Here is a 26,945-nt window from a genome sequence, read left to right as displayed (position 1 = left end):
TTTCTTCCCTTTCTAAAAGGTAACAAAGGTAACAAATGTAACACTTTTTTAAGATGTTCACATTTTGTTACCTTATATATTTCAAGTGCCTATTATATAGACAAATTATTAAGAGTCTGTTTAAATTTTATAGCAAATCTTTTTTATAGCTATTTTTAGATGTATTTTATCATTTTTGCTAGCCGAACCAACGGTCAGCGGAGCTAATTAGCGGGCTAAACCAAGAGTAAAAAGGGAATTGAAAATCGGCGGAGCCAAAAAGACGCTAAAAAGAGCCTAAAAAAATTGCTAAGAACTATTGACCTGAACCTGTAATAAAAATTTTCGCTAAAATTTAAACAGGCTCTTATCAAAAAATACTATTTTGCAGGGATGTTTTTCAATGTTTCCAGCAAGAAAACCCACCACTTCTCTACAGAAGCTATTTCGATCTGCTCCTCAGGCGAATGCGCGTTCCTGATGGTAGGGCCACATGAGATCATATCCAGATGCGGATATTTTTCGAGAAACAAGCCGCACTCAAGCCCGGCATGTATCGCCATGATCTCAGCGTCTTTGCCAAACAGGTCTTTGTAAGCCTTCTTAGCCACAGCCAGCACCTTAGAGTCAGGATTCGGTTTCCAGCCCGGATATCCGGCAGAATGAACCACCTCCGCTTTAGCCAGTGTAAATACCGCGTTGACAATATTTCCGGCATCGTCTTTCAGCGAGTTAGTCGAACTGCGCTGGCTTGTAGTAATAACAATCTTGTTGTCATCCTTCATTTTTACCGAAGCCAGATTCGTAGAAGTTTCCACCAGCCCCGGTATTTCATGGCTCATAGCCAATACGCCGTGAGGACAAGCATAGATCCCGTTCAGCAGATTGATTGTCGTATCCTTATCAATAACAAAGGAAGGAGCATCTGTAGACGCCACCGTCATCTTCACATTCGGGTCTACAGCTTTCAGTTCCGCTTCTATATCAGGAGCTAAAGTGTTCAGTTCTACAATCACATGCTCTTTGTCCCCGTACGGAACACCTGCAATAGCATAAGCCTCACGGGCTATGGCGTTATGCAGGTTCCCCCCGTCTATTTCGGCCACAGCCAGCTTATATTTTCTGCTCAGCGCCCACAGGTAACGGTTGAGTACCTTATTGGCATTGCCCAGCCCTTTGTGTATTTCCGATCCTGAGTGTCCTCCATTCAGCCCGTTTACCTGAACCTTGAACCAGAAATAATTGGCAGGAACATCTTCTTTCTTATACGTAAAAGTGACGGTAGTGATTTTACCACCCGCGCATCCTATATATATTTCGCCTTCTTCCTCTGTATCCAGATTGATAAGTATATCCCCGTTAAGGAAGTCTTTTCCAAGGGCATAAGCTCCGGTCAGGCCTGTTTCTTCGTCTACGGTAAACAGGCATTCCAGTTTGCCATGCTCTATCGTATCCGAAGCCAGTATAGCCAGAGCGGCAGCCATTCCCATGCCGTTGTCTGCGCCCAGCGTAGTGCCTTTCGCTTTCAGCCAGTCTCCGTCCACATAGGTTTCTATAGGGTCTTTGTCAAAATCGTGTTTGGTACCGCTATTCTTCTCGCACACCATATCCACATGGCCTTGCAGGATGACTGTAGGAAGATTTTCTTTTCCTTTTGTAGCCGGTTTTGTGATCAAAACATTACCTGCATCGTCTTTTTTTACCTCAAGGTTGTGTTTTTTTGCGAACTCAAGGAGATATGCAATTATTTTTTCTTCCTTCTTCGAAGGCCTTGGAATCTGGGTTATTTCATAAAAATAATTCCATATACCACTCGGTTTTAAATCTTTAATAGTCATTTTTTATTTATTAATTATTACTTTGTTCTTATAATAACATCTAAAATTAGAGAGATATAGCTTAAAAAGCAATTTTTTTACAACTTTTAAAGGTTTAAATGTGATGTTGTTTTAACATAAAGATATATCTTTGCCAAGTCGTTTTAAAACATAAGTGTATTTAGAACCTGCACTTGTGTTTTTTTATGCTATAGGGTAGATTAACTAAATGTATTATTAAATGAAGAATATTTCTTATATTATTAATGGCGTTCTTGCAGTTGCAATAATAGTCCTTTTCATTTTATTTTTCACATCTAATAGGGGAAACACAGGAGATAATGGTAATTCTTTGAAATTTACAGAAGGAGACTCTACAGGAGTATTGCCCATAGCCTATGTAAACATAGATTCGCTGCTGATAAACTACAACTATGCGAAAGACGCGAATGACGCGTTGATGAAAAAGTATAACAGCTCAAATGCCACACTTACTCAAAAGCAAAGACAGTTGGAGTCTGAAGCTGCAGAATTTCAACGTAAAGTACAGAATAATGCATTCTTAAGCCAGGAAAGGGCGCAGCAGGAAGCTGCCCGCATCCAGAAGCTGGAATCAGATCTTCACAGAATGGCTCAGAAACTGCAGGAAGACTATATGGTAGAGCAGCAAAGAGTAAGCAGCCAGATGGGCGACTCGCTAAAGCTGATACTGAAAGAGATAAACAATGCGGCCAATTACCAGATGATATTGAGCAACACTGGCATGGACAATGTGCTGTTTGCTAAAGACGGCCATGATATTACACAAAAGGTTATCGACCTTTTGAACAGCCGTTACAAACAACCGGAAGCATCTAAATAATCGGATAACAATATAGAAATAGGGTAACACTTTATTGGGTTATCCTATTTTTTGTATTATGGAGATTTTATTAACCTAAAATACATCCCTACGCTACATGAAAAAACAAATCGTTCTCCTTATCATCCTTCTTTTCTCAGTGAATGCGCTATTTTCCCAAACAGTGCAGGAAACCGGATTGCTGCCTATAGCCTATGTAGACATCGATTCGTTAGTAACAAAGTATAACTTTGCAAAGAGCGAAAATAACGCGCTGATGGAAAAATATAACAGTTCGAACACCGCCCTTGCTCAAAAACAACAACGGTTTGAAACCGAAATAGCTGTCTTTCAGAAAAGGATAAACGACAATGCTTTTCTTACTGTAGAGAGAGCAGAGGCCGAAGCGGAGCGCCTCCGGAAGATGGAAACAGACCTTCAAACAGAAAGCCTAAAGGTACAGGAAGATTTAGCTATCGGACAAAAAAGAGTGAATGCACAGATAGCTGATTCGGTAAGGCATGCACTGAAAGAGATAAACAAGACTTCGGGCTATCAGATAATATTCAGCAATACAGGAATGGACAATATACTGCTGGCCAAGGATGGTTATAATATTACACAAAAGGTAATAGACCTTCTCAACAGCCGCTTCAAACCTGAACCTCAAGATAACTAAACGGAGAATAATAAACATTGCGTTATGGACACTTATGGAATTATAGGCTATCCCCTGAAACACTCTTTTTCGAAGAAGTTCTTTACCGAAAAATTTGAAAAGGAAGGCATCGATGCTGAGTACCTGAACTTTGAAATTCCTGACATTTCCCATTTCCCCGAGATTGTGGACAGTTATCCTACACTGAAAGGATTCAATGTCACCATCCCTTACAAAGAAAAAGTCATCCCATTCCTTACCGGCCTCGACCCGCGAACCAGAGAAATAGGCGCAGTGAATGTCATAAAAGTTGTCCGTGACGGGGACAACGTCAGCCTGATAGGGTTCAACTCCGATATTATTGGCTTTCAGGATTCTATCGCGCCGCTAATCAACAGGGATATACACCGCAAAGCCCTTATATTGGGTACGGGCGGCGCGTCGAAAGCCGTGCAGGGAGGATTACAGAATCTGGGAATAGGGTGGATGTATGTTTCACGCACTCCCGCCAAAGGCCGGATATCATATACGGATATCAACAAAGAAGTGATGGATGAGTATACAGTAATCATCAATGCGTCCCCACTGGGCACCTATCCCAATGTAGAAGAGGCACCAGACATTCCGTATGATTTGATAAACAGTAAGCATCTGCTGTACGACCTTGTTTACAATCCGGCTGAGACAAGATTCTTAAGATTAGGCAGGGAGAATGGCGCTGCCACTAAGAATGGCGCCGAAATGCTGGAACTTCAGGCACGCGCGGCATGGAAAATATGGAACGGATAAAATTTAAACAGTTACTTAAACAGGCTCTTAGAGTCTGTTTAAATTTTATAGCAAATCTTTTTTATAGCTATTTTTAGATGTATTTTATCATTTTTGCTAGCCGGTTTAGCGGGCTAAACCAAGAGTAAAAAGGGTAAAATACGGTAAAAAGAGCATAAAAAAATTGCTAAGAACTATTGACCAGAACCTGTAATAAAAATTTTCGCTAAAATTTAAACAGGCTCTTAAAATAGTTATTTTCTCCGGCTTTCCATTTGCTGCTGAACAATGGCCACTACGGCGATTACCAGGATGGTGCTCACCGAACATACGATAAGGATAGACATCCAAAACTTGCTAATCAGCCCATAAGCGCCTAACAAACCGGCTCCGGCAGGAATAAAAAAAATAGCCATGTTACGGGTAAACGCATTGGCTACATCTTTTACATAGTCGGGCTTGATTGCTTTGAAATAAAGACTGAGAAACAACAGAATCATTCCGATAATACTCCCCGGCACAAAACCATTTATCAAATAACTGATTCCCTGTCCAAGGAAATAAAACAGAAGAATGATAAAGATACCTTTCACCATTTTCATACCTGCGATTTTTTTTTGACGCGAAGCTTACATGTCGCCATATTCGCTCCACAACGATAACCTTCTTATTAACCTGAATGCAAAGGTAGATGTTTTTTTATTATCAGAGATAAATTATTGGAACAGAAGTTGTAAAAGAATGATTTTTGTCCTCGGTGAGAAAAAAACAGTTGTTTTGTGAATAATTGTGAACTTTATATTAGTTTTGCATGTTTATTGTTAAAGAAAGGGTAAAAAGCAAACATAAATTACTTTACAATCGATATAAAGATATATAAATTCAACATAATTTTATATTTGTATTAATTTAATTAGATTCATTCGAATACTAATTTTAAAACTATTGGATATGAAAAAAGTATTATTAGGTATTATTTTAGCGGCATTTTCTCTTGGGATAAGTGCTCAAACAGGTTCTAAGGCTATAATGCCTAAATTAGGTTATCAGACTGAAATAAAAAGATTTGGGCTGGGCGTTGAAGGACGTTATTTCCTGACTAACAATATTCGTTTGGCTCCGGGTGTGACATTCCTGTTCCCTAAAGACCGTGTAACAGGGTTAGACGTTGACGTGAATGTACATTATGTATTCCCAATACCGGGCGGAATGGCATTCTATCCTTTCATCGGGGGTGCTATGTTGAACAATCGCAAGTCTCCAAAAGAAGGTGATTCTGTCAGTACTACTGACTTCGGGTTCAATATCGGTGCCGGTGGACAGTATGATGTAACCGAAAACGGCTATGTAAACTTTGAGTTCAAATATACCTTTATAGAAGGTGCAGACCCTGCATACTTTATGCTCGGATATGGAATAAGATTCTGATCTCAACTCAATATTTTAGTAAAAGGCCGGAGAACTCTCATATTCTCCGGCTTTTATTTATTGCTATAAAATTTAAACAGTTTCTAAAACCTTGAAAATTTTATCGTTATGCCTAATTCTTATTTCCGGTTCAAACAATTTACCGTTTATCACGACCGCTGCGCCATGAAGGTAGGAACCGACGGTGTCTTGCTGGGCGCATGGGCCGATGTTGCCGGCGCGGGTACAGTGTTGGATATTGGTACGGGTACGGGGCTGATAGCGTTGATGATAGCCCAGCGGAATAATGATGCAGCAATTGATGCAATAGATATTGATATGGACGCTGTCGTTCAGGCAAAGGAAAATATAGCCAATTCGCCGTTCTCTTCCCGTATAACCTGCTTCAATACTCCTTTGCAGGATTTTCAGGGACAAGCGGGCAGGAAATATGACCTTATAGTATCTAACCCGCCTTTCTTTATCCAGTCCTTAAAATCCCCCGTACGAGGCAGGACACTCGCGCGCCATACAGATAGCCTGCCAATGGAAGATTTGATACAGATAGCATCTTCTCTATTATCGGAGAAAGGGAAACTATCGCTTATTTATCCGCATGAGTATAGCGGGGAATTGCAGCTACTGGCACAACAGGCAGGCCTGTTTACTTCTTGCATCGTAAATGTTTACCCTACGGATAATTCTTCCCCGAAGCGGGTTTTGATGGAGTTTTCGAAGGCCGTTTCAGATTTCAGCGAGAGTAGTCTGGTAATAGAAAAAACAAGGCATGTATATTCGGATGACTACACCGCATTAACAAAGGATTTTTATCTGAAATTATAAGAGCCTGTTTTCAAAAGTTTCTTTTTCCCGAAGATATAATATCCGTGTTTAACAATTTTTCCAGCTGTCCGGACAAAAGGCTGAGGTATTTTTTGATTAAAATCGCTTAGTACATGACAAAAAACATTGAACCAGGCTTGAAAAACCTGATTTTGGTTCCGCCGATTTTAGCTCTGCCGATTTTAGCTCCGCTGATTTTCAATTCAATTCAATTCATAACCGAAGGTTATCGGTCCAGTGTCATCAACTTAAGGATTATGAAACCAAAGATCAGGGCTGAAAGCCCGTCTTATTTCAGCCCAAGGCAACGCCTTGGGTCAGAATATCCAAACATAGAGCGTGCGCGCTGAAAGCGCAGGTCACTGATTTGGTCTTGTTCTTTAAGTTTAACCTGCGCTTTGGCTCCGCTTCACTCTGCCGCTGTTTCAGCGCGCAGTTTCTGTTAGATGCTGTTTACCCAAGGCGACGCTTCGCTTGCCATTGGGCTGAAATAATAAAGGCTTTCAGCCTTAGTTTGAAGATATTGGGTCATCGGCCTGCGGAAATTGCAATACTTAGAAACTACTGTCTGAAAGACAAGGCAGCATATATTTTGCCTTTTGGATAATTTGTTAATTATCAAAGTTTTCCATATTGGATATTTTTTTGTCATGTACTAAATTAAAATCGTCAATTTCATATCCAGTCCGTATTCTGTTTTTATCTCAAACACTATTGTGTCAGTTTCCATACCAAAGATATAAAAATGGTGAATTCTTCCGCATTAATATCTGTTTATTTCACTTTATTTTAATTTAATCGCAGTAAAAGTTGACACTTTGCTCATTTTTTATAATATTTGCATTATTGATATAAATTTTAACAAGACACTAAATTAACTACTAACTACTAAAACAAGTATTTATGAAAAAAATTATTTTGACTTTACTAACTACCACTTTCCTTTTTTCGTGTGGAGGCTCTACTCCAAGTTCTAATTCAGATTCGGAATCATCTACAGGCACTGAAGAAAATGCTTCAAGTGGCAAGGAACTAATTTCCAAAAATTTTGATTATAAGATTTTCTCCGACGAAGCCGAAGTAAAAAAAGTTGTAGAAGGAGTTATCGCCAAAGCTGGAGACAACATGAGCAAGCTTGACAAAATTGATATCTGGATCTCCCGCCCTTCAAAGGAAGGCTCGATAAGGCGTGACAAACCGGATTATGCTACAATAACGCTTACATACTTGAATCCGGATGATGCAAAAAAACTTTTTGAATATCGTTACGATTCCGATAACGGAGGTTGGGACAAGGGTCAGGCTAAAACAGTAAGGCTGGTGACCGGTAATAAGGAAACTTTCGTCCTTGCTAACGAAATGTATGACGCTTCGGCTCTTACTTCAGATATGGTAGCACAGGCTGTAAAAGAAGCTTGGGCAAAATACAAAAATGAAGCTAAATATTCTGACCAGTGGGTAAGAGGTATCATCATAAAGAACGGACAGATAGAGGTTGGAGTAAGGGGTATCCTTTCGGCTAACGATTTGGAAAAGACAGAATACTATAAGAAGAAAATTGCTAAAAAATAAGCCATTCTCAGATAAAAATAAGCCTCTTCGTTACTTAAGCGAAGAGGTTTTTTATATTATACCCTTTTGTTTTGCCACCGTGCCTTTGTAAGATATATAACGGAGAAAATGAGCATTGGCCCCCAGTAGAAATACTCTACAGTCCAGCACCATGCTACCGACATTTGCTTGTAGATAACAATCCAGAACATTGCGCCTATATAGATACACATTGTTATAATCTCCAGATACAGAGCCGCCTTGGTGTTTCCTGTCCCCGATATGGAGTTAAAAGCCACTGTCCCCAGCGAGGATACAGGCAGGGAAAATAACAGTACCACCAGAGGCATAACCGTTTCGCCGATAAGTGACACCTGGTCTATCGGTGCGATAAAAGATATCCAGAACCTGGGCGAGATCAGTGTAATAACCAGCATAAGAGTAGTAATACCCAGGCTCAGCAGGCATATCCGCTTGATAAGCGGGAGCACGCCCTTGGTATTGCCCGCGCCGATCGTATTTCCCACCAGTGTATTGGCTGTGGTGGCCAGGGCGTTCATAGGGATAAAATAAACCATATAGAAGCTCCTGACGAGGTTGGTTATTTTGAGGGCGTCCTCGGAGTGCTGTTCTATGGCCACAAAGAAGATAAACCACGTAGACATGGAAATCAGGTATTGCACCATCGTGAAAGAGGATATGCTCAGGATATTTTTGATAATCGACATCCTGAATTTCATCTTGGCAAAACCATACTTCTTGAAATCAATTGTGGCGAATGTGTAAATAGTAAAGAACAGTACGGACGCTACCTCCGACAATACGGCGGCAATAGCAGCCCCTTCTATCCCCAATTCGGGACATCCGAAGTTCCCGAATATCAACGCGTAATCGGCCACGATGTTGACTATTGCCATAGTGATGGCATTGAACGTTAACACCTTGGTGCGCGCAATACCTACGTAGAAAGCCCGGAACATGACGTTGAAGGCCGCAAAGAAGAACCCGTAGATACGCCACGACAGGTACTTGTCGATAGCGCTGAATACATCCGGCGATTTGAGGAATGTAGACAAAACCTGATCGATGAGCAATTGCGAAAGGAAGAACAGTATCAGGGCGAATACCTGCAGGAACATAAGCCCCTGTATAACGATAGTCCCTATCTTGTCATAGTTCTTTTCCCCGTTGCGGCGGCTGATCATTATCTGCCCGCCAATGCTAAACCCGAAGCAGATGGTAAATATGGCTACATAGTATATACCTGCCAGCCCCGAGGCGCTCTGGTATATCCCTGCCAGCCCCGGATGGCCGGGGACGGAATAGTGCCCTAAGAAGAAGGTGCCTGTAAGCTGTACTACACTTTGGGCCAGTAGCCCCAACATTATGGGAAAGCTGACTTTCCATATATCTTTATATGAATAAGAATGCATGATTTATCTGATTTTGAATGGATAATGGACAGTTAATAATTGACAGTTATATGTTGAACATTGTCAATCATCCACTATCAACTGTTCATCAACTTGAGGTCCGGGTTAGAGAATGCTTTCAGGAAGTTTACGAATTTTGTGCGTTCTTCCAACGAGTCCAGATAACGTTTCGGCAGTATAAAGACGGCATTTCGTGCGTAATAAATGAAGTATCTCTGGCTGTCTTCGCGTGTTTCTATTATCTGGCTCCACAAGGCTATAAAATTCCTCTTCGTTGTTTTGTATTCAATCCCTTTTTCGTTTATCAGTACTTCAATATGGACGAAAGTATGGGGATTCAGCTTGTAGGCAATAAAATGAATAAGCCGGAACCGCAATCTCGTCAACAGTACCAACAGCCATGTGCCGGCAGCGATAATAGCGTATATAAAGAAGAAAAGGAATACGAGGAAGGGCGTACTCGATTCGTCTATCCGGCTATCTGTATTATAGCCTATCGTATAAAACAAAACAGACAATACGGTAACGAAAGCCCATACCCAAACAGGCCTCAGTTTCCATTTCCCGAAATGCATCTTGTTGAATGCCATATAGTCGGCAAAGGAGATCGATATCGTCTTTGCAAAAATAAACATCCTCCGGTTTTATTTTATAATCTTGTTCGTTTTGGTGTCGGGAAATACAACCCACGGTTTGAAAGATTTTGCTTCTTCAAATTCCATGTGCGCAAATGACATGATGATGACAACGTCTCCCGGCTGCACCTTACGGGCTGCCGCGCCATTGAGGCATATAGCGCCCGAACCGCGTTTGCCTCTGATAACGTACGTTTCGAGGCGTTCCCCATTGTTGTTGTTCACAATCTGGACTTTTTCGCCTTCGATCAGGTTTGCCGCGTCCATCAAATCTTCGTCGATCGTGATGCTCCCTATATAATTCAGGTTCGCTTCGGTTACAGTAACACGATGTAACTTCGATTTTATAACTTCTATAATCATTTCTTTATTTATATATCGCGGAGAGAATTTGCTTCTCCCTGCTATCCTTTATATACAATATTATCTATCAACCGCACCTCGCCGCAGAATACGGCTATGCACCCTACTATATAAGCGGCATCGTCCCACTCTTTTACCGGCTGCAGGGTATAGCCATCTACTATTTCGTAATATTCAACGCTTAATTCATCAAAAGAGTTGAGCCTGTCCGTCACTTTCTTTATCGTATCCTGCACCGGTAAGGACTTCATCCATTGGCGGCTTTCAAACAGTGTTTCCGATATATTTACGGCTATATCTTTTTGCTTGGCTGTCAGCCTTTCGTTCCTGCTGCTGAGCGCCAGCCCGCTGGCTTCCCTTACTATCGGCATGGGTACTATCTGCACAGGCAGGGCAAGCTGCTTTACCATTGCCCTTATTATCGCCAGTTGCTGGAAATCTTTTTCTCCGAAATAAGCCCTGTCAGGCTTTACGATGTCGAACAAACGGCTTACGACTTGCGCTACGCCATTGAAGTGCCCCGGGCGGTGTACACCTTCCATCACTTTATCTATTTGTCCGAAATCGAATTGGCGGGTGTCAGGCTCGGGATATATTTCTTCCTCCGACGGCGCAAAAATAAAGTCAACGCCGGCTTCTTCGAGATATTGGCTGTCCCGCTCCAGGGTACGCGGATATTTTATCAGATCCTCCTTGTTATTAAATTGTGTGGGATTGACAAAGATGCTGACAATGCATATATCATTATCGGCAATGCATTGCCCGACCAACGAAAGGTGGCCCTGGTGAAGTGCACCCATTGTAGGGACAAATCCGATTTCCGCCCCGGATGAACGCAAAGAAGCTACTTTATCCTGTACTTCTTTTACGGTTTTTAATACTTCCATTCCTTCAAAATCAAAAAGAGGATACAAAGCAAATAAATATTTGCGTAATCCCGAAACAATCAGGTCTTTTTGTTTATTTTTTTTGAGAATAAATTCTTCGTAAAAAGATGAAAAACCCCTTAAAATAAAGTATTGCAGGATTTTGTCACGTAAAGCTTGCAAAAAAGAAGATTTTTTTTTATTATCTTTGTATTCTCAATTCAGAATTAGAAGAGGAAAAATTAAATGGGCACAAAAAAAGTTTTATACATTACACAGGAGATTACTCCTTATTTACCAGATTCACCAATAGCTACCAATTGTAGATACTTGCCACAAGCTATACAAGAGAAAGGACAGGAAATAAGAACATTTATGCCGAAGTTTGGCAGCATCAACGAAAGAAGGAACCAGTTGCATGAAGTAATCCGCCTTTCGGGGATGAATCTTATTATAGATGATACAGACCATCCTCTAATAATAAAGGTAGCTTCTATACAGGCTGCGAGAATGCAGATTTACTTTATAGATAATGACGATTACTTTAAACGGAAATATACCGTTGCCGATGATAATAACCAGGAGTTCGGAGACAACGACGAACGGAGTATATTTTATGTCAGGGGAGTTTTGGAAACCATAAAGAAGCTCCGCTGGATACCCGATGTGATCGATTGCCACGGATGGATGACCGCTCTTACAGGGCTTTATATCAAGACAGCTTATGCGGATGACCCTTGTTTCAAGAATTCGAAAGTAGTATATTCATTGTATAATGATGACTTCAAACAGCCGTTCAGCGATAACTTTATAGAAAAACTGAAGTTCGACGGCATCAAGGATAAAGACATTGCCGACCTGAAAGGTATTGTAGATTTCGAAACTCTTTCTAATTTTGCAATCAAGAATGCGGATGGAGTAATCCAGAGTGAGGATTCTATCAATAAAAATGTGCTTGATTATGTAAACAAAACCGGCAAGAATTTCCTTTCATATCAGGGAGATGTGGAAAATTCGGTGGACGCGATCAATAATTTTTACGAGAATCTTTAAAGTATCTAAAATAAAATTAGAAAAATGCTGTTTTATTTCATGTGAACAGCATTTTTTTAGATATTTGAACCCAATTTAATTAAACCCTTAATTTTGAATGAATATTAAAGCTCTACTGAATCTGACAATTGCCATACTGATGGTGGTCTTTATTTCTTGTGACGATGACCTCACCGAGGTAGGGAACTCCATACAGCCGGGCGGAGACGATATCTCCATATACATAGATACTGTCCAGATAACAGCGAGAACCGTATCTCTTGAAGATTCAGTATATGCCAGAACTCAATGGGGGTTGCTGGGCAATTATACTGATTCCTATTTTGGCAGTGTGAAGTCGGATTACCTTGCCGAGCTATATTGCCCTGAAAATACAAAATTTCCGGATAAGACTTTTTCTATAGACTCTACTTTCATTGAGATCTTGTCGGAAAGTTTTCTTGGAGACACCATCTCTCCATTTGGTATAGCGGCATACAGGGTGACAACGCCTCTTACCGCAAATTTCTTTACGAATGCCAATCCTAAAAAATATTGTGATATGACCGAACCTCTGGGACAGGGGATATTTTCAATAGCCGACGCGCCTAATGACAGCGGACTGAGGAGTTACTTCCTTCGCTTGAAAAATTCTGTTGGTCAGGAGTTCTATGACGAATGGGAAAATTCAAAAGGGGCTACATTTAAGAATTCGGAAACATTGAAGAAGTTCTTTAAAGGGATGTATGTAACCAATAGCTTCGGAACAGGCAGCCTGTTGAGCATAAATGCCACACAGTTGAAAATATATTTCAAATATACAGGCAGGAATGTGGCAGATACGGCAGACTCTACCCGTGTAGGGCTGTTCAGGCTGACATTCACCCCTGAGGTTATTCAGTTGAACCATGTTCAGAATAAGAATCCTGAATATTTATTTACGAACAGCGATACGCGTACTTATCTGAAAAGTCCGGCCGGAGTATGTACAGAAATCACCATACCATTGGGCGAGATAATGAAGAAAGCATCGGAGACCGGAAAGAAAAACAATAAACTGAACGCCGCGAATTTTAAAATCAAAGGATATTCTGAGGTAGAAGAGGAATCTAGCCTGGGCAGGTCTTCGACCCTGTTGTTTATAAACAAGGACTCTTTGAATAATTTCTTCCTGAAGAAGAAGATGGCGGACGCGAAGACTAGTTTCATCATGGAACGGTCTGCCGCTACAAATACCTATAATTTCGTTTATGCAAACGTATCGGGGTCTACTTCGAATAATATAGCGAATCTGGTAAATTATTACATGGACTATTATAAGGATGAGGACAAAGCAAATATTCCTGATCTGAAATATATGGTAATACCTATTTCTGCCAGCACTCAGTCGTCGACATCTACTTACGGTTCTTCATATAACACATATGTGAATGTTTATAACCAGATGAACCCGACATCAGCCGTTCTCAGAACAGATAAAGACAATATGAAAATGGCTCTTATATTCAGCAACTACAATAGTAGTGCCGAATAACAGATTGTACCGTCTTAAACAGACTCTAAGATATAAATAACATACACAGCCGTAATATTACTCCTGTTATATAGGATATTCGGCTGTGTTTCTTATTATATGCACACCACCCTTAAGCGCTCAGCTTTATGATGCATAAGATTTAAGGACATATAGTTTAAATAAATACTGATTCATATTAATCATTGGAAATGAAAGCATTATTTGAATCCACCGAATTTATACTCTTGCTCATATTTGGCAGTTACCTCTTCGGGCAATGGGTTTTCAAAAAAACAAGGTTCGGACTGTTGCATCCGCTGATTATAGCCATCGCTATCATTATAGCGTTCCTGAAAATAACAGGGGTTGACTATCAGACATTCGAGGAAGGAAGCCGCTTCGTTAGTTTTATGTTGGGGCCGTCTGTAGTTGCTCTGGGATATGTATTGTATGAGCAGATCGCATACCTGAAAGGAAATGTAGTGTCTATTCTTACATCTATTTTTATAGGTAGTGTAGTAGGCATTATCAGCGTTATTATACTGGCCAAGATTACAGGAGCGGATGAGATACTGATCCACAGCCTTGAGCCTAAATCGGTAACTACGCCTATCGCGATGAGTATAGCGGCGCAATCGGGCGGGAACGTATCGCTGACTGCTGTTATCGTTATCTTTTGCGGTATATTCGGCAGCATTGTGGGGCCGCCTATCTTGCGCCTGCTCGGCATCAGGAGCAGTGTAGCCAAAGGCCTGGCAATGGGAGCCTCGGCACACGGCGTAGGTACCGCCAAAGCGATGGAAATGGGTATGATAGAAGGTGCCCTCAGCGGACTGGCTATCGGCCTGATGGGGGTAATGACAGCCTTGCTGATACCTATTGTGCACCAGCTGTTTGCCGCTTTGTAATGGCCTGGCCAGCTACCTAGAAGGGTGGAGTATTGTCGTTTCTCTCAGGCTTCGCCATCGCTGGTGGTGTATTTCCCATTGCAGGAGGCGCAGGGGGTACAGTTGAAGCCGTAGCAGCCGGCTCAGCCTTCAGGTGTTTCTTTTCCAGATAATGGGCCAGTACGATTTCGGCTATAGGTATTGCCATCCCGATAAGGAATATGAGGAGGGCATTCATCTTAAATCCTCCGAAAAGGTTTCTGATATGTTTTTCTATAATCGTATTCAGCACCCCGTCATCCAGAATATTTTCTATCTTTACGTTCAGCACCTCATTGGTCATATTCTTATCCATCATTACGGCCGAGCCCATCTTTTCTTCCACATATTGCACAGCCTTATTTTTTATAAATTCCGTTTCGGCAACCTTGCTGAGCAGGAAAGAAGAGGCTTTTGCCGTCAGGGTGGTGTCGGTGGTGGATATATTGCTTTTCAGTTGCTCGCTTACGGTGTTGCCGGCCAGTGAGGCCGCCTTGTCGATCGCCTCGTGACCTGTAAGTTGCAGGTGTTTCTCATCCAGAATTTTCACTACTTCATCTTTCAGGTATACATTGAACAGCGAGTTGGCATCCCCCAGATAAGTAGGGATATTTTTTACCAGTTCGCGTTCGCAGGTGTGCATGGCAAACCACTGGGTAAAGCAAAACCCGGCGAACAAGGGAAAAAATGCCATATACAGGTAAGAAAGGTATTTGAGGCTCCAGTGCCGGCGGCGTATCAGTATTTTCTTCCGCAAAAGGATTTCGGCGACAAGGAATATTATAAAACCAAGAACTCCGCCCAGCACAGCCCCTATGATGACTGTAGCAGGGTTGATGTATTGTGTAAGTGTGTCCCAGTATTTGAAAACGTCTGTAATTGAAAAGTTCATGTCCATGAGATAGTGTTTTGTTTAGAGTCTGTTTAAATTTTATAGCAAATCTTTTTTATAGCTGTTTTTAGATGTATTTTATCATTTTTGCTAGCTGGTTTAGCGGGCTAAACCAAGAGTAAAAAGCGTACAGTACGCTAAAAAGAGCCTAAAAAATTGCTAAGAACTATTGACCAGAACCTGTAATAAAAATTTTCGCTAAAATTTAAACAGGCTCTTAGTAACCGTTAGGAAATTTCTCGTTCTGATTTTTAGAATTGTTTTTGAGATAATTTTTATTTCCACGAAGCGATAGTAGCGGGCTACTTGAGCTGAGTGAAAGAGAAAATTAGCCGAAAACAAGCTAAAAATGAACGAAGAACTCTTAACCTTTCTCTTATGAAAAAGAATTCGTGAAATTTCCTAACAGTTACTTAGTATTTCGGGCATAAAGATAATTTTTTTCTCAAAATAAAAGAGAAAATACAGGGCAAAGGCATCAAAATTCATAAAGTTGTCTTCAGGCTCATGTAGGGGCAGGGTTTGCCCGCCCGATATAGATATTATTCATGCGAATCAAGGGTTAAATGTGCCGTTAGGTACATCATATTGGTAGAAACATGAATGAAATTCGTTTTTTGTGCCGTCAGGTACAAAATGTGAATTGTTCTGTAGATATTGCGTACCTGACGGCACGCAATTAACCGGTTAAAGCTTCTTTCTACCAACATTCAGTCCCTAAAGGGACAAAAAACAGCACATTTAACCCTTGATTCGCATTATTCATATACAGGCAGGCAAACCCTGCTCCTACAAAACAACACTCAATAGCTCCGGATATAGAATCTATAAAAAAACTTATCCGATTTTGATGCCCTGCAACAAATGCCTGTGTCTTTCTTTTTAATTACCTTTGTAGGAATTAGAGTTTAATATTCGGATAATGAAAAAAATACTGATTATATTGTTGTTGTTTTTCTGTATTTTGGATTATGCTCAGGCGCAGGATATTTTGGAGACAGCATATAAGAAAAAGTCAAAAATCATGCTCAATGACTTTTTCAGGAATTGGCAAGAAGAGATAAAACCTATTGGTAAGGACGAACTTCTTAGCCTGAGCGATACTATACAGAATACGTATAAGGTATTTTCAGCTTTTTACAAGCCATTGGATCTTATTTCGGTGGGCAATTCCGAATGGGGAGACAGCATTTATCAGAATGTAAAAACCTTGATAGTCCAAAACTCTGTAAAAATCTATTTTGTTGATAAAGTGTATTATACAGAAGAGGAAACAGATAGTATAGTAACCTGTTTTATTAAAAAAAGCGCGACATCTGAAAAAGTTATAGATAGAAGGAGGATAAATTTGTATCTTGAGGCATCTGGCTCTATAAATGACATGCTGGGGTATAAGGAGGTTTTGACAGATTCCATAATGGATTTCAGACCTAATGTAAATAGTCAGTCGAAAAGAATAACTTATTTGGTGCCAAAGTACAATGTTGCTCTGAACAATTTCTTAGGAAATAGCTATTGGAAGGTTAAGGGAAAACTTTATTTTAGCCCAAACAGGGGCAGGCGGGAAGTAGAAAAGCGAAAGGCTTTCCTCGAAGACGAGGTCAAAATATGGGATGGTCATTGGGGTGGCTATTGGCAATTGCTATCATATCCGCAGGCTTATTCTGTCGTTTTTGATAAAGATATGGAGTATGCAAAAGTTTACTTCAGGTTGGTTTATCAGGGAGGCGAGGCATATTTGAAAAAAGAAAATGGAAACTGGACTGTTTTGTCATCAAGGTTAACATGGATTGAATAATCTTTAATAACGGAAAAATACCGGGAATAAAAAAAGGTAAAAATCATGGAAGCAAACATATTTTTAAACAGATTGACCGATTTGAAATGGTCTGTGGACTTTACGCCTGTAGACAGGTCGAAAATAATACTTCCCGCACTGGCCGAAAAAAGGCTGGCGAAAACGCCGCAGGAGTTTATCGACTTTATCTGTTCTTTCTCAGAAACAGCTTCACCTGACGAAACCCAGTGGTTCTTATCATATAAAGATTACCAGCAGGAGTACGGAAAAGTGGATGACGCTTTTGTGTGGAATACATTCGAGATGGATAGCCTGATGTACGCCGATGAAGATATGAAAGCGGAAATACAGCAATTCTGGGAAATCTTCATACCGTTTTATATGTCGGTAAACGATTACTATTCCTATATCGCTATTTGCGTGAATAATGAGAACTATGGCAAGATTTATCAGGGGAGCGAGCCGGAATATGAAACGCCGGTATTGATTGCCGAAAACCTGTCTTCTTTTCTGAATAAATTTTTACTAACAACTTAGAAACTCTTTAAATTTTATTCGTTCAAATTTTTAGAGCTGTTTTAGAGATGCTTTTTTACATACGCTTCGCTCCTGTGACCGTTGGTTCTTCCTCGAAACGATAATAGCGGGCTATTTGAGTTGAGAGAAAGGAAAAAACAGCCGAAAACAGACTAAAAATGAACGAAGAAAAAGGTATAATAAAATATTCGTATAAAATTTAAACAGTTTCTTAACTATTAATTGAATATATGGCATCTTTCCTGCAAGTAGAAGGACTAACAAAGAGTTTTGGCGATCTGGTACTGTTTCGTGACATTTCTTTCGGTATTGCCGAAGGCGAACGTATCGGGCTGATAGCTAAAAACGGTTCGGGTAAAACAACATTATTAAATATCCTTACAGGAAAAGAGCCTTACGACAGCGGTTCGGTGGTATTCCGCCGCGACCTGCGCGTAGCCTATCTCGAACAAGACCCTGTATATCCGGGCGGGCTGAGTGTGCTCGAAGCCTGTTTCCAATCGGGAAATGAAGTTACGGATTTGATTGCCGAGTACGAACAGGTAATCAATTCGAAAGACCATTCCAACCTTGACGCTATATTGCAGAAGATGGATGTATTGCAGGCATGGGACTACGAACACCGGGCAAAACAGATTCTGGCGCAGTTGAAGATCACCGATTTTGACCAGAAGATATCCGAACTGTCGGGAGGCCAACTCAAACGCGTAGCTCTGGCTAATGTACTGATTACCGAACCCGACCTGATTATTCTGGACGAGCCTACCAACCACCTCGACCTTGATATGGTGGAATGGCTCGAAGAGCATTTGCAACGTTCGCGCCTTAGCCTGCTGATGGTGACGCACGACCGTTATTTCCTCGACCGTGTGTGTAACGAGATTATCGAAATAGACCAGCAGCAACTGTTTCAATATAAAGGCAATTACTCTTACTATCTGGAAAAACGTGACGAGCGTGTTTCTGCCCAGAATGCTGAGATAGACCGCGCAAACAACCTCCTGCGCAAAGAACTGGAATGGATGCGCCGCCAGCCACAGGCACGCGGCACGAAAGCAAAATCACGTATCGATGCATTCTATGATTTGGAGAAGAAAGCACAGCAGGTACGCGATGCGGGTAATGTGCAGTTGCAGATGAAAGGCGCTTATATCGGCAACAAAATTTTTGAGGCTCAACATGTATATAAGGCATTTGGCGACATTAAGATACTTGAAGACTTCAACTATGTTTTTGCCCGCTACGAAAAACTGGGAGTTGTGGGTAATAACGGTACTGGTAAATCTACTTTCATAAAAATGCTGATGGGAGAAGTGGCTCCTGATAGGGGAGGCTTCGACATTGGCGAGACCGTAAAATTCGGCTATTACAGCCAGGACGGGCTGAAATTCGATGAGCAGATGAAAGTTATCGATGTGGTACAGAATATTGCCGAAGTTATCGACTTGGGCAATGGCAGCCGCCTCACAGCCTCTCAGTTTCTGCAACACTTTCTGTTCCCGCCGGAGAAGCAGCATAACTTTGTTTATAAACTGTCGGGAGGAGAGAAACGCCGTCTTTACCTGTGTACGGTACTGATTACCAACCCTAACTTCCTTGTACTGGACGAGCCTACAAACGACCTTGATATAGTAACGCTGAATATACTGGAAGAATACCTGCAACAGTTCAAGGGCTGTGTAATTGTTGTATCGCACGACCGTTACTTTATGGACAAGGTGGTAGGCCATCTGCTTGCTTTTCAGGGGAATGCGAAGATTAAGGATTTTCCCGGCAATTACACACAATACCGCGAGTGGAAAGAGATACAGGAGGAGCTGGAAAAGGAGCAACAGCAAGCAGCCAAACCGAAAGAGGAAAAAGTACAGCGATCTCAGCCGAAGAATGAAGAAAAGAAAAAACTATCGTTTAAGGAAAGACGCGAATTTGAGGAACTGGATGCCCTGATACCGAAGCTTGAAGAAGAAAAATCAACTATTGAAAATGAGCTTTCCAGCGGAACGCTTTCGGCTGATGAACTGATGGCGAAATCGAACCGTATAAGCGAACTGATAGACGAGATAGAAGAAAAGACCATGCGCTGGCTGGAATTGAGTGAACTGGCTTAATTAATTAAATGTTTTCGATTGGATTCATTAACATAGTACCACTACGTGGCACTGACTTTTCACTATTGATCTTATACCCCGTGCTTCCGCACAGGGCTATGAACAGGGAACCGCTTAGCGGTTTTATTACAAGCTGATAGCTTAAAATGTTGTGCTATAAGATTTATTCATAAAGAGACATGTAATGGTATGTTGTATTTGGTTGAAAATAAACCTGTTGGTGTTAGAGTATGTTTGTATCAAGTACTGCGTAGCAGTTACCTGTTTATAGCCCTGAGTGAACTGGCGTAATTAATTAAATGTTTTCGATTGGATTCATTAACATAGTACCACTACGTGGCACTGACTTTTCACTATTGATCTTATACCCCGTGCTTCCGCACAGGGCTATGAACAGGGAACCGCTTAGCGGTTTTATTATAAGCTGATAGCTTAAAATGTTGTGCTATAAGATTTATTCATAAAGAGACATGTAATGGTATGTTGTATTTGTTTGAAAATAAACCTGTTGGTGTTAGAGTATATTTGTATCAAGTACTGCGTAGCAGTTACCTGTTTATAGCCCTGTGCGGAAGCACAGGAAAAAGAATGAGAATTAAAACAGCGCCACGTAGTGGTGCCATATTATAGATATTTTATACCTTTGGTTAACAATCTTTATTCAACATGGCATGCCAAATACATATAGCCAGATATATCTTCAACTTGTCTTTGCTGTAAAATCCCGTGAAGCTTTAATTGATGAGTCTTTTCGTGAAGAACTTCAAAAATATATGAGTGGTATTATTACTAACCGAAAATGTAAATTGTGTGCTATTTATGCCAATCCTGACCATGTTCACATATTGGTTGGTTTGCATCCGAATGTTTCTGTATCCAACTTGGTCAGGGATGTGAAATCTAATTCTTCAAAATTTATTAATGAGAAGGGGGTTATACCTTTTCATTTCCAATGGCAGGACGGGTACGGTGTTTTTTCTTACTCAGCTTCTCATCTTGATGCTGTGGCGAAATATATTCTTAACCAACGCGAACATCATAAGAAGCGGGATTTTAAGACGGAATATATTGATATTCTTCAGAAATTTGGAGTGAATTACGATGAACAATTCCTTTTCGATTGGATTCTTTAACGTGGCGCCACTACTGAGAATCGTTTTCTTCCATAACTTTACTCTTTTTTGAGTAACGCTATTTCAGGACAAGACAAAATTGAAAAACCTGAAAAATGTAGAGGTGAAAATCGGCAAAATGAGTGGAGAAGCAGAAGAAAGATTGTATGCAGTATTAAAGAATTATCCTAAAGAGTAATTATGCAAATATGAAAACTATCTTAATCATACTATTGCTTTGCTTCTCCCTGCCTTTCTTCGCACAGGAGTTATATCAGGACAACAAAAACTCAGAGTACCTCTTTGCCGGCAGTATTTCCGATACTTCTATAAAAGTCTGGAATCTGAATGAGAAAACGATGGACTGGAAGCATCCCGAAGAACTGGAACAGACAGGGCGTTTGCAGGCTACGTCTTTTTTGTCGAAAGTATTTGATGCCGGGCTTTCTTTTCATGCCGAAGGCGATGAACCGTTCTGGAATGCAGAAATAAAAGAGCATTTATTAACCTTTACCCACCCCGAAGCAGGAAAGTCCTCATACAAACTAAAGATAGATGTCAACGATTTTATCGACAACAGCTTCTCTTTTATGTTCGGATGCGAAGGTGAGAATATATATGGACTTGTGAGAGGCTATTCCTATTTTCCCCGCGAACAGCAGGTTTGTGAACTTTGTATATGTGAAGAAGTGTCTTTTTTCGAAATTTTTATTAATTTCAGGGGTCATATTTATAAAGGTTGTGCCAAAATAGAAAAAGAAAATGAATAAAGAACTGACGACTCAATTTATTGACTTGCTCGAACAAGTAGCACAGGGAGAAGAAGCCCGGACTAAAGCTCTCTCATTTCAACTTATCACAAAGGTAGTACCCATGAAAGAATACCTCGGTTTTCTGGTAAAAGATGCACGGTATTACCTCGAACTTAACGAATGGCTGATCGCTCTCGAAAACACGGTCAGTAACCTGTACGAAACGGATATTAAACTCGACAAAGATGTTTTGGATGTTGCCCGCAAGGCCTTTGGGGAGCATATCAACGAGTACGACTGGGGGCACACGCTGGATGAAATGACTAAATAACTGTTTCAATTTTATTCGTTCCAATTTTTAGAGATGTTTATTTACATACGCTTCGCTCCTGTGACCGCTGGTTGAGTTGAGAGAAAGGAAAAAACAGCCGGAAACAGACTAAAAATGAACGAAGAAAAAGATATAATAAAATATTCGTATAAAATTTAAACAGGCTCTTATCTCTTTACCTCCAATATTGTATTTATCTTTGCATAATATAGGATGCGCCTCGGCAACTTCAAGCAAGCTTGATTGCGCTCGGCTTTCACTATATCTGTATAAAACAAAAACGAATGCTTAAACCCGGTCCCATTGGTGTATTTGATTCAGGATATGGCGGCTTAACGATCCTGTCGGAAATACAAGCCCTTATGCCTGAGTATGACTATTGCTATCTCGGCGACAATTCCCGTGCGCCCTATGGTTCGCGTTCGTTTGAAGTTGTTTATGAATTTACCAAACAGGCAGTCGAAGCCCTGTTCGACATGGGTTGCAACCTTGTTGTACTGGCATGTAATACAGCTTCGGCAAAGGCGCTGCGTACTATCCAGCAAAATGACCTCCCTGATATAGACCCCGACAAAAGGGTGCTTGGCGTAATACGCCCTACAGCCGAAATCGTCGGACAAGTAACCAAAAGCCGTCATGTGGGTATTGTGGGTACGGTAGGTACTATACAATCAGGGTCGTACCCGTTGGAGATAAACAAGTTTTTCCCTGACATAAAGGTAACGGGCGAGGCCTGCCCTATGTGGGTTCCGCTGGTTGAGAACAGGGAATACGAGAGCGAAGGAGCGGATTATTTTATAAAGAAGAACCTTGACAATATATTATCCAAAGACCCGCAGATCGATACCCTTATTCTCGGCTGCACACATTACCCGTTGTTGTTGGATAAGATTAAGCGTTTCTTGCCCGGCGGCGTTACAGCCCTGCCTCAGGGAGGATATATAGCCCGCAGCCTGCAGGACTATCTCCACCGCCATCCCGATATGGATAATGTATGTACAAAGGGAGGGGCAACACGTTACTTTACAACCGAATCTCCCGAAAAATTTTCAGAAGCCGCGACCATCTTCCTCCATAAAGAGATTGAAGTGAAGCATATAACGTTGGAATAAAATTTAAACAGTTTCTAATAGTCTAACTCAAGGGCGAGGACTTGAACAATATATTTTTCTCATATTCTGAGCTGTTCACGTTACTTTTTTTCTCTAACTTTATCTTATATAAGAGTCTGTTTAAATTTTATTCGTTCAAATTTATTGTCCCGAAGGGACTGAAGGTGGATAACCACGGGTAAAACCCGTGGCAGGAACTGACAGAAGAATGTGTCTCCGTAGGAGGCAAATAGCAAAAACAAATGCCATTCGCCTCCTACATAGACGGCCTCTCCCTATCCGCTTTTTCCACGGGTTTTACCCGTAGTTATCCATATTAGCCCACTTCGTGGACTTAGAACCCTGGTTGCAAAACAGAAGGTTGATTTATAATAGTATACTGCAACCCAAAGCAACCCTTGATTTGCATTAATAATTAATGCTACATTCTCTTTCTCATGCCGAGGAACGAAGTATCTCGTTGCTCAAAGGAGAACGAGACAAGAGATGCTTCTTGTCGTCAGCATGACAGAAACAAAAAATTACTCTTAAAAAAAAGTGACAATGATTGAATTGAAAATCAGCGAAGCTAAAATTGGCAGAACCAAATATTTCACATTACGAATAACAGTTCTGTGAAGGTATACCAACGAAGCACTAGTAAAAAAGTAACAATAAAAAACAGAAAAAAACTGTCACTTTTGTCACTTTTTAGTAACTGCTTAAATTTTATTCGTTCCAATTTTCAGAGATGTTTTAGAGATGCTTATTTACATACGCTTCGCTCCTGTGACCGTTGGTTGAGTTGAGAGAAAGGAAAAAGCAGCCGAAAACAGCCTAAAAATGAACGAAGAAAAAGGTATAATAAAATATTCGTATAAAATTTAAACAGTTACTTAGTAAAAATAAACCGAATGCGAAAAATAATCCACATAGATATGGATGCCTTTTATGCATCCATCGAGCAGCGCGACACCCCGGAATACAGGGGTAAGCCCCTTGCTGTGGGATATGCGGGGCCGCGTGGCGTGGTTGCGGCAGCCAGTTACGAGGCGCGGCGTTACGGTGTGCGTTCGGCTATGGCCTCCAAGACCGCCCTGCGCAAATGTCCCCACCTGATATTTGTTCCCGCGCGGTTCGATGTTTATAAGTCCGTATCGCGGCAGATAATGGATATATTCCACGAATACACCGATTTGGTGGAGCCGCTCTCCCTCGATGAGGCTTTCCTCGATGTGACCGAGAACCATAAGCAAATAGCTTCGGCTACCGAAATAGCGCGGGAGATAAAACAAAAAATATACGAAACCACCCACCTGACGGCTTCGGCGGGCGTGTCTTTCAACAAGTTTCTGGCAAAGATAGCTTCCGACCAGAACAAGCCCAACGGGCTGTTTGTAGTAAAGCCCAAAGTCGCCGAGCATTTTGTGGAAACGCTGGCTGTAGAACAGTTTTTCGGGGTGGGCAAGGTCACGGCAAAACTCATGCACCAGTTAGGGATAAAGACAGGCTGGGACTTGAAGCAACGCTCCGAAAATGAACTGGTCTCCGTCTTTGGCAAGGCGGGACATATATACTACCAGAACGCCCGTGCCATAGACGACCGCCCCGTAGAATCGAAGCGGATAAGGAAGTCCGTCAGTTCAGAAACCACCTTCGACAGGGATATTGACAATTTGGACGAACTGGCTTTCGAACTCGATATAGTTGCCCGTGAAGCCTTCGATTATATAGATAAGAAAAAATTCAGGGGCAGGACTGTCACTCTGAAGATCAAATATGCTGACTTTAAGATGATTACCCGCAGCAGAACCTTTGCGGAAGCCGTTTCCGACTACGAAACATTCTACAAGGCGGGGTTCGAACTCCTGCAGCTTGTCGACTTGTCTCCCAAAGTGCGGCTGATTGGCCTCGGACTGAAAAACAGTGACGATGAAACAGGGTGGTACGATGCCGTTCAGTTACGGATTAATTTTGACGAAGATGGAGGATAAAGCCCCTCCAACCTCCCAAAAGGGAAGGCTACTCCCCCCCTTCGGGGGATTTAGGCGACCGGTAGCCGATATTCTTATCAAAATACTTTCACATATTCAGATAAGTACTTACTTTTGCAATGATGAAACCGAAAAAGAAAGGAACGCACAGCAACCGTACCAAACATCTTCTCTTTTCGCTGAATGAAGAGGAGTATGCCCTTATAGCTTCGTATATAAAGAAGTATAAGATAGCTAACCGTTCCCGTTGGTGCCGCGAGACTATCATTGCCCATGTACTCAAAAGCCTAGACCAGGACTATCCTACCCTGTTTGGCGAAAACGAGATGCGCCGATGAACCCATCTATACTCAACGACGAATACTATATGCGTCAGGCTTTGAATGAAGCCCGTCAGGCATTCGACAAGGGCGAAGTCCCTATCGGGGCAGTCATCGTTTGCCAGGGGCGTATTATAGCACGGGCGCATAACCTTACCGAAACCCTTAACGATGTGACGGCACATGCCGAAATGCAGGCTATTACCGCAGCCGAAAATGTGCTTGGAGGGAAATACCTGACCGGCTGCACCCTGTATGTTACAGTAGAGCCATGCCCTATGTGTGCGGGAGGCTTATTGTGGTCGCAGGTAGCGCAGATAGTTTACGGAGCCGGAGACATTAAAAAAGGCTACTCCACATTTTCGCCCTCTATCCTGCATCCTAAAACCACCGTAGTATCAGGCGTTCTGGAAGAAGAATGCGCTACCCTTATGAAGGACTTTTTCAGGCAAAAAAGATAAGATTGAGTACCGCTTTTCCTGAAAAGAATCGTTTTTAACAATTATTTAGATTTTCTCGTGCAACGATAGGGTTAAAATGGTATCTACTAATTGTAAAAAGAAAGTAAACAATTAAATTCAAGTAAAAACTTTAGTCGTGAAAAAGTCGACGAAACTATTTTCAATGCAGATTCTCTGCTTTGTTCTGGCAATAGGATTTACTTCTTGCTCCGATGATGGTTACTCCCTTGACAAGTATTGGAGGTCGATGGTAACAGTAAACAAAGTAGGAGAGAATACATACGATTTTACTTTAGATAGCGGAGAGAAACTTTGGGTTGCAGCGCCGGTGGGCATAAATCTGAAGCCTAAATATGACAGAGCTATTATAAACTATACTATATTATCCGATAAATTTGATGGTTACGATCATGCTGTTAAGCTGAACGGGTTTACCGATGTGCTGACAAAGGAAATTGCTTATATAGCGCCCGATGATGAGGTACAACAAGATAGTATAGGATACGATCCGATCAAGGTATATTCGATATGGGCAAGTGGAGGGTATATGAATATCTATTTCAGCTTTAATACCGGCGAAACCAAGGCTCATTTGATAAATATGGTATCTGCCAGACCCGATCTCTCAACATTAGATGATGTCGTAAAACTGGAATTCAGGCACAACAGGAACGGAGACCCCGAACACTATGGTGTAAATGGTTATGTGTCGTTCGACCTTACTCCCTATCTGACATCAGGACGCGATAAAGTAACATTCGATATAGAATGGACAGACTTTAGCGGAGATACAAAGATAAAAACAATAGAGTATAAGTACGGCGAAGCCGGAACAGCGGGAAGTACTGCACTCAATGAAAAAGATAATTCGACTAACCTGAATATTTATTAATATTCTTTTTGATTTCCTTTCT

At 41.3% G+C, this 26,945-nt stretch carries 28 protein-coding genes; 21 read left to right on the top strand and 7 right to left on the bottom strand.

What is annotated here, in order from left to right:
* Positions 1-359: 359 nt before the first annotated feature.
* Entirely contained in the window at positions 360-1,817 is a 1,458-nt protein-coding gene (locus D0T84_RS05985; RefSeq protein ID WP_163306969.1) for an aminoacyl-histidine dipeptidase, read from the bottom strand.
* Between the two features lie 220 nt (positions 1,818-2,037).
* Here D0T84_RS05985 and D0T84_RS05980 point away from each other — a divergent pair, with 220 nt between their 5' ends.
* From D0T84_RS05980 to D0T84_RS05970, 3 genes are all read left to right on the top strand, one after another.
* On the top strand, positions 2,038-2,658 hold the full coding sequence (locus D0T84_RS05980) for an OmpH family outer membrane protein (protein WP_163306968.1): 621 nt from the start codon (positions 2,038-2,040) through the stop codon (positions 2,656-2,658).
* A gap of 97 nt (positions 2,659-2,755) precedes the next feature.
* Positions 2,756-3,316, top strand: a complete 561-nt coding sequence (locus tag D0T84_RS05975; protein WP_163306967.1) for an OmpH family outer membrane protein — start codon at positions 2,756-2,758, stop codon at positions 3,314-3,316.
* Between the two features lie 24 nt (positions 3,317-3,340).
* Positions 3,341-4,084, top strand: coding sequence for a shikimate dehydrogenase (locus tag D0T84_RS05970; RefSeq protein ID WP_163306966.1), 744 nt, complete (start codon positions 3,341-3,343; stop codon positions 4,082-4,084).
* 233 nt (positions 4,085-4,317) lie between these two features.
* Here D0T84_RS05970 and D0T84_RS05965 read toward each other — a convergent pair whose 3' ends face one another.
* Positions 4,318-4,665 carry a CidA/LrgA family protein gene (locus D0T84_RS05965; protein WP_163306965.1) on the bottom strand — a complete coding sequence of 116 codons (348 nt, stop codon included), beginning with the start codon at positions 4,663-4,665 and terminating at the stop codon, positions 4,318-4,320.
* 349 nt (positions 4,666-5,014) lie between these two features.
* Between D0T84_RS05965 and D0T84_RS05960 the strand changes: the two genes are divergently transcribed.
* The 4 genes from D0T84_RS05960 (at position 5,015) to D0T84_RS05945 (ending at position 7,885) form a co-directional block, all read left to right on the top strand.
* On the top strand, positions 5,015-5,491 hold the full coding sequence (locus tag D0T84_RS05960; protein WP_163306964.1) for an outer membrane protein: 477 nt from the start codon (positions 5,015-5,017) through the stop codon (positions 5,489-5,491).
* 108 nt (positions 5,492-5,599) lie between these two features.
* On the top strand, positions 5,600-6,313 hold the full coding sequence (locus D0T84_RS05955; RefSeq protein ID WP_163306963.1) for a tRNA1(Val) (adenine(37)-N6)-methyltransferase: 714 nt from the start codon (positions 5,600-5,602) through the stop codon (positions 6,311-6,313).
* Positions 6,314-6,426: 113 nt separating this feature from the next.
* The gene (locus D0T84_RS05950; protein ID WP_163306962.1) at positions 6,427-6,663 is read left to right on the top strand and encodes a hypothetical protein; all 237 of its coding nucleotides are present in this window, start codon (positions 6,427-6,429) and stop codon (positions 6,661-6,663) included.
* A gap of 553 nt (positions 6,664-7,216) precedes the next feature.
* On the top strand, positions 7,217-7,885 hold the full coding sequence (locus D0T84_RS05945) for a hypothetical protein (protein ID WP_163306961.1): 669 nt from the start codon (positions 7,217-7,219) through the stop codon (positions 7,883-7,885).
* A gap of 56 nt (positions 7,886-7,941) precedes the next feature.
* Here D0T84_RS05945 and D0T84_RS05940 read toward each other — a convergent pair whose 3' ends face one another.
* The 4 genes from D0T84_RS05940 to panC form a co-directional block, all read right to left on the bottom strand.
* Positions 7,942-9,297 (bottom strand): MATE family efflux transporter, encoded by a 1,356-nt coding sequence (locus D0T84_RS05940; RefSeq protein WP_163306960.1) that lies wholly within the window; start codon positions 9,295-9,297, stop codon positions 7,942-7,944.
* 77 nt (positions 9,298-9,374) lie between these two features.
* On the bottom strand, positions 9,375-9,932 hold the full coding sequence (locus D0T84_RS05935) for a YcxB family protein (RefSeq protein WP_163306959.1): 558 nt from the start codon (positions 9,930-9,932) through the stop codon (positions 9,375-9,377).
* Positions 9,933-9,941: 9 nt separating this feature from the next.
* Positions 9,942-10,295 carry an aspartate 1-decarboxylase gene (panD, locus tag D0T84_RS05930; RefSeq protein WP_163306958.1) on the bottom strand — a complete coding sequence of 118 codons (354 nt, stop codon included), beginning with the start codon at positions 10,293-10,295 and terminating at the stop codon, positions 9,942-9,944.
* A 41-nt stretch (positions 10,296-10,336) separates the two neighbouring features.
* On the bottom strand, positions 10,337-11,182 hold the full coding sequence (gene panC / locus D0T84_RS05925) for a pantoate--beta-alanine ligase (RefSeq protein WP_163306990.1): 846 nt from the start codon (positions 11,180-11,182) through the stop codon (positions 10,337-10,339).
* A gap of 225 nt (positions 11,183-11,407) precedes the next feature.
* Here panC and D0T84_RS05920 point away from each other — a divergent pair, with 225 nt between their 5' ends.
* The 3 genes from D0T84_RS05920 to D0T84_RS05910 all read left to right on the top strand — a co-directional run bounded on the left by D0T84_RS05920 (position 11,408) and on the right by D0T84_RS05910 (position 14,617).
* Positions 11,408-12,214 (top strand): glycogen/starch synthase, encoded by an 807-nt coding sequence (locus D0T84_RS05920; protein ID WP_163306957.1) that lies wholly within the window; start codon positions 11,408-11,410, stop codon positions 12,212-12,214.
* A gap of 97 nt (positions 12,215-12,311) precedes the next feature.
* Positions 12,312-13,727, top strand: coding sequence for a DUF4270 domain-containing protein (locus D0T84_RS05915; RefSeq protein WP_163306956.1), 1,416 nt, complete (start codon positions 12,312-12,314; stop codon positions 13,725-13,727).
* Positions 13,728-13,918: 191 nt separating this feature from the next.
* On the top strand, positions 13,919-14,617 hold the full coding sequence (locus D0T84_RS05910) for an LrgB family protein (protein WP_163306955.1): 699 nt from the start codon (positions 13,919-13,921) through the stop codon (positions 14,615-14,617).
* Between the two features lie 16 nt (positions 14,618-14,633).
* Here D0T84_RS05910 and D0T84_RS05905 read toward each other — a convergent pair whose 3' ends face one another.
* A complete protein-coding gene (locus D0T84_RS05905; protein WP_163306954.1) occupies positions 14,634-15,527 on the bottom strand; it encodes a hypothetical protein in 894 nt (297 codons plus the stop codon).
* Positions 15,528-16,449: 922 nt separating this feature from the next.
* Between D0T84_RS05905 and D0T84_RS05900 the strand changes: the two genes are divergently transcribed.
* The 11 genes from D0T84_RS05900 (at position 16,450) to D0T84_RS05850 (ending at position 26,923) form a co-directional block, all read left to right on the top strand.
* Positions 16,450-17,325: a hypothetical protein gene (locus D0T84_RS05900; RefSeq protein ID WP_163306953.1), complete on the top strand. Its 876-nt coding sequence runs from the start codon at positions 16,450-16,452 to the stop codon at positions 17,323-17,325.
* 45 nt (positions 17,326-17,370) lie between these two features.
* A complete protein-coding gene (locus D0T84_RS05895) occupies positions 17,371-17,862 on the top strand; it encodes a hypothetical protein (RefSeq protein ID WP_163306952.1) in 492 nt (163 codons plus the stop codon).
* A 230-nt stretch (positions 17,863-18,092) separates the two neighbouring features.
* A complete protein-coding gene (locus D0T84_RS05890; RefSeq protein ID WP_163306951.1) occupies positions 18,093-19,970 on the top strand; it encodes an ABC-F family ATP-binding cassette domain-containing protein in 1,878 nt (625 codons plus the stop codon).
* Between the two features lie 671 nt (positions 19,971-20,641).
* Positions 20,642-21,103: an IS200/IS605 family transposase gene (gene tnpA / locus D0T84_RS05885; protein WP_163306949.1), complete on the top strand. Its 462-nt coding sequence runs from the start codon at positions 20,642-20,644 to the stop codon at positions 21,101-21,103.
* Between the two features lie 188 nt (positions 21,104-21,291).
* Positions 21,292-21,852 carry a hypothetical protein gene (locus tag D0T84_RS05880; protein WP_163306947.1) on the top strand — a complete coding sequence of 187 codons (561 nt, stop codon included), beginning with the start codon at positions 21,292-21,294 and terminating at the stop codon, positions 21,850-21,852.
* On the top strand, positions 21,845-22,165 hold the full coding sequence (locus tag D0T84_RS05875; RefSeq protein ID WP_163306945.1) for a hypothetical protein: 321 nt from the start codon (positions 21,845-21,847) through the stop codon (positions 22,163-22,165). Before D0T84_RS05880 ends, D0T84_RS05875 begins: the two co-directional genes overlap by 8 nt.
* Before the next feature lie 269 nt (positions 22,166-22,434).
* Complete coding sequence (murI, locus tag D0T84_RS05870; RefSeq protein ID WP_370525446.1) at positions 22,435-23,277, top strand: glutamate racemase; 843 nt, start codon at positions 22,435-22,437, stop codon at positions 23,275-23,277.
* Positions 23,278-24,170: 893 nt separating this feature from the next.
* Positions 24,171-25,250, top strand: coding sequence for a DNA polymerase IV (dinB, locus tag D0T84_RS05865; RefSeq protein ID WP_163306941.1), 1,080 nt, complete (start codon positions 24,171-24,173; stop codon positions 25,248-25,250).
* Between the two features lie 119 nt (positions 25,251-25,369).
* Positions 25,370-25,588 (top strand): hypothetical protein, encoded by a 219-nt coding sequence (locus tag D0T84_RS05860; protein ID WP_370525441.1) that lies wholly within the window; start codon positions 25,370-25,372, stop codon positions 25,586-25,588.
* Positions 25,585-26,031 (top strand): nucleoside deaminase, encoded by a 447-nt coding sequence (locus tag D0T84_RS05855; protein WP_163306939.1) that lies wholly within the window; start codon positions 25,585-25,587, stop codon positions 26,029-26,031. Before D0T84_RS05860 ends, D0T84_RS05855 begins: the two co-directional genes overlap by 4 nt.
* A 136-nt stretch (positions 26,032-26,167) precedes the next feature.
* Positions 26,168-26,923 (top strand): NigD-like protein, encoded by a 756-nt coding sequence (locus D0T84_RS05850; protein ID WP_163306937.1) that lies wholly within the window; start codon positions 26,168-26,170, stop codon positions 26,921-26,923.
* Positions 26,924-26,945: the final 22 nt, after the last annotated feature.

It is taken from the genome of Dysgonomonas sp. 521 (genome assembly GCF_010501055.1).
Taxonomy (GTDB): domain Bacteria; phylum Bacteroidota; class Bacteroidia; order Bacteroidales; family Dysgonomonadaceae; genus Dysgonomonas.
This window is presented reverse-complemented; position numbering and strand designations above follow the sequence as displayed.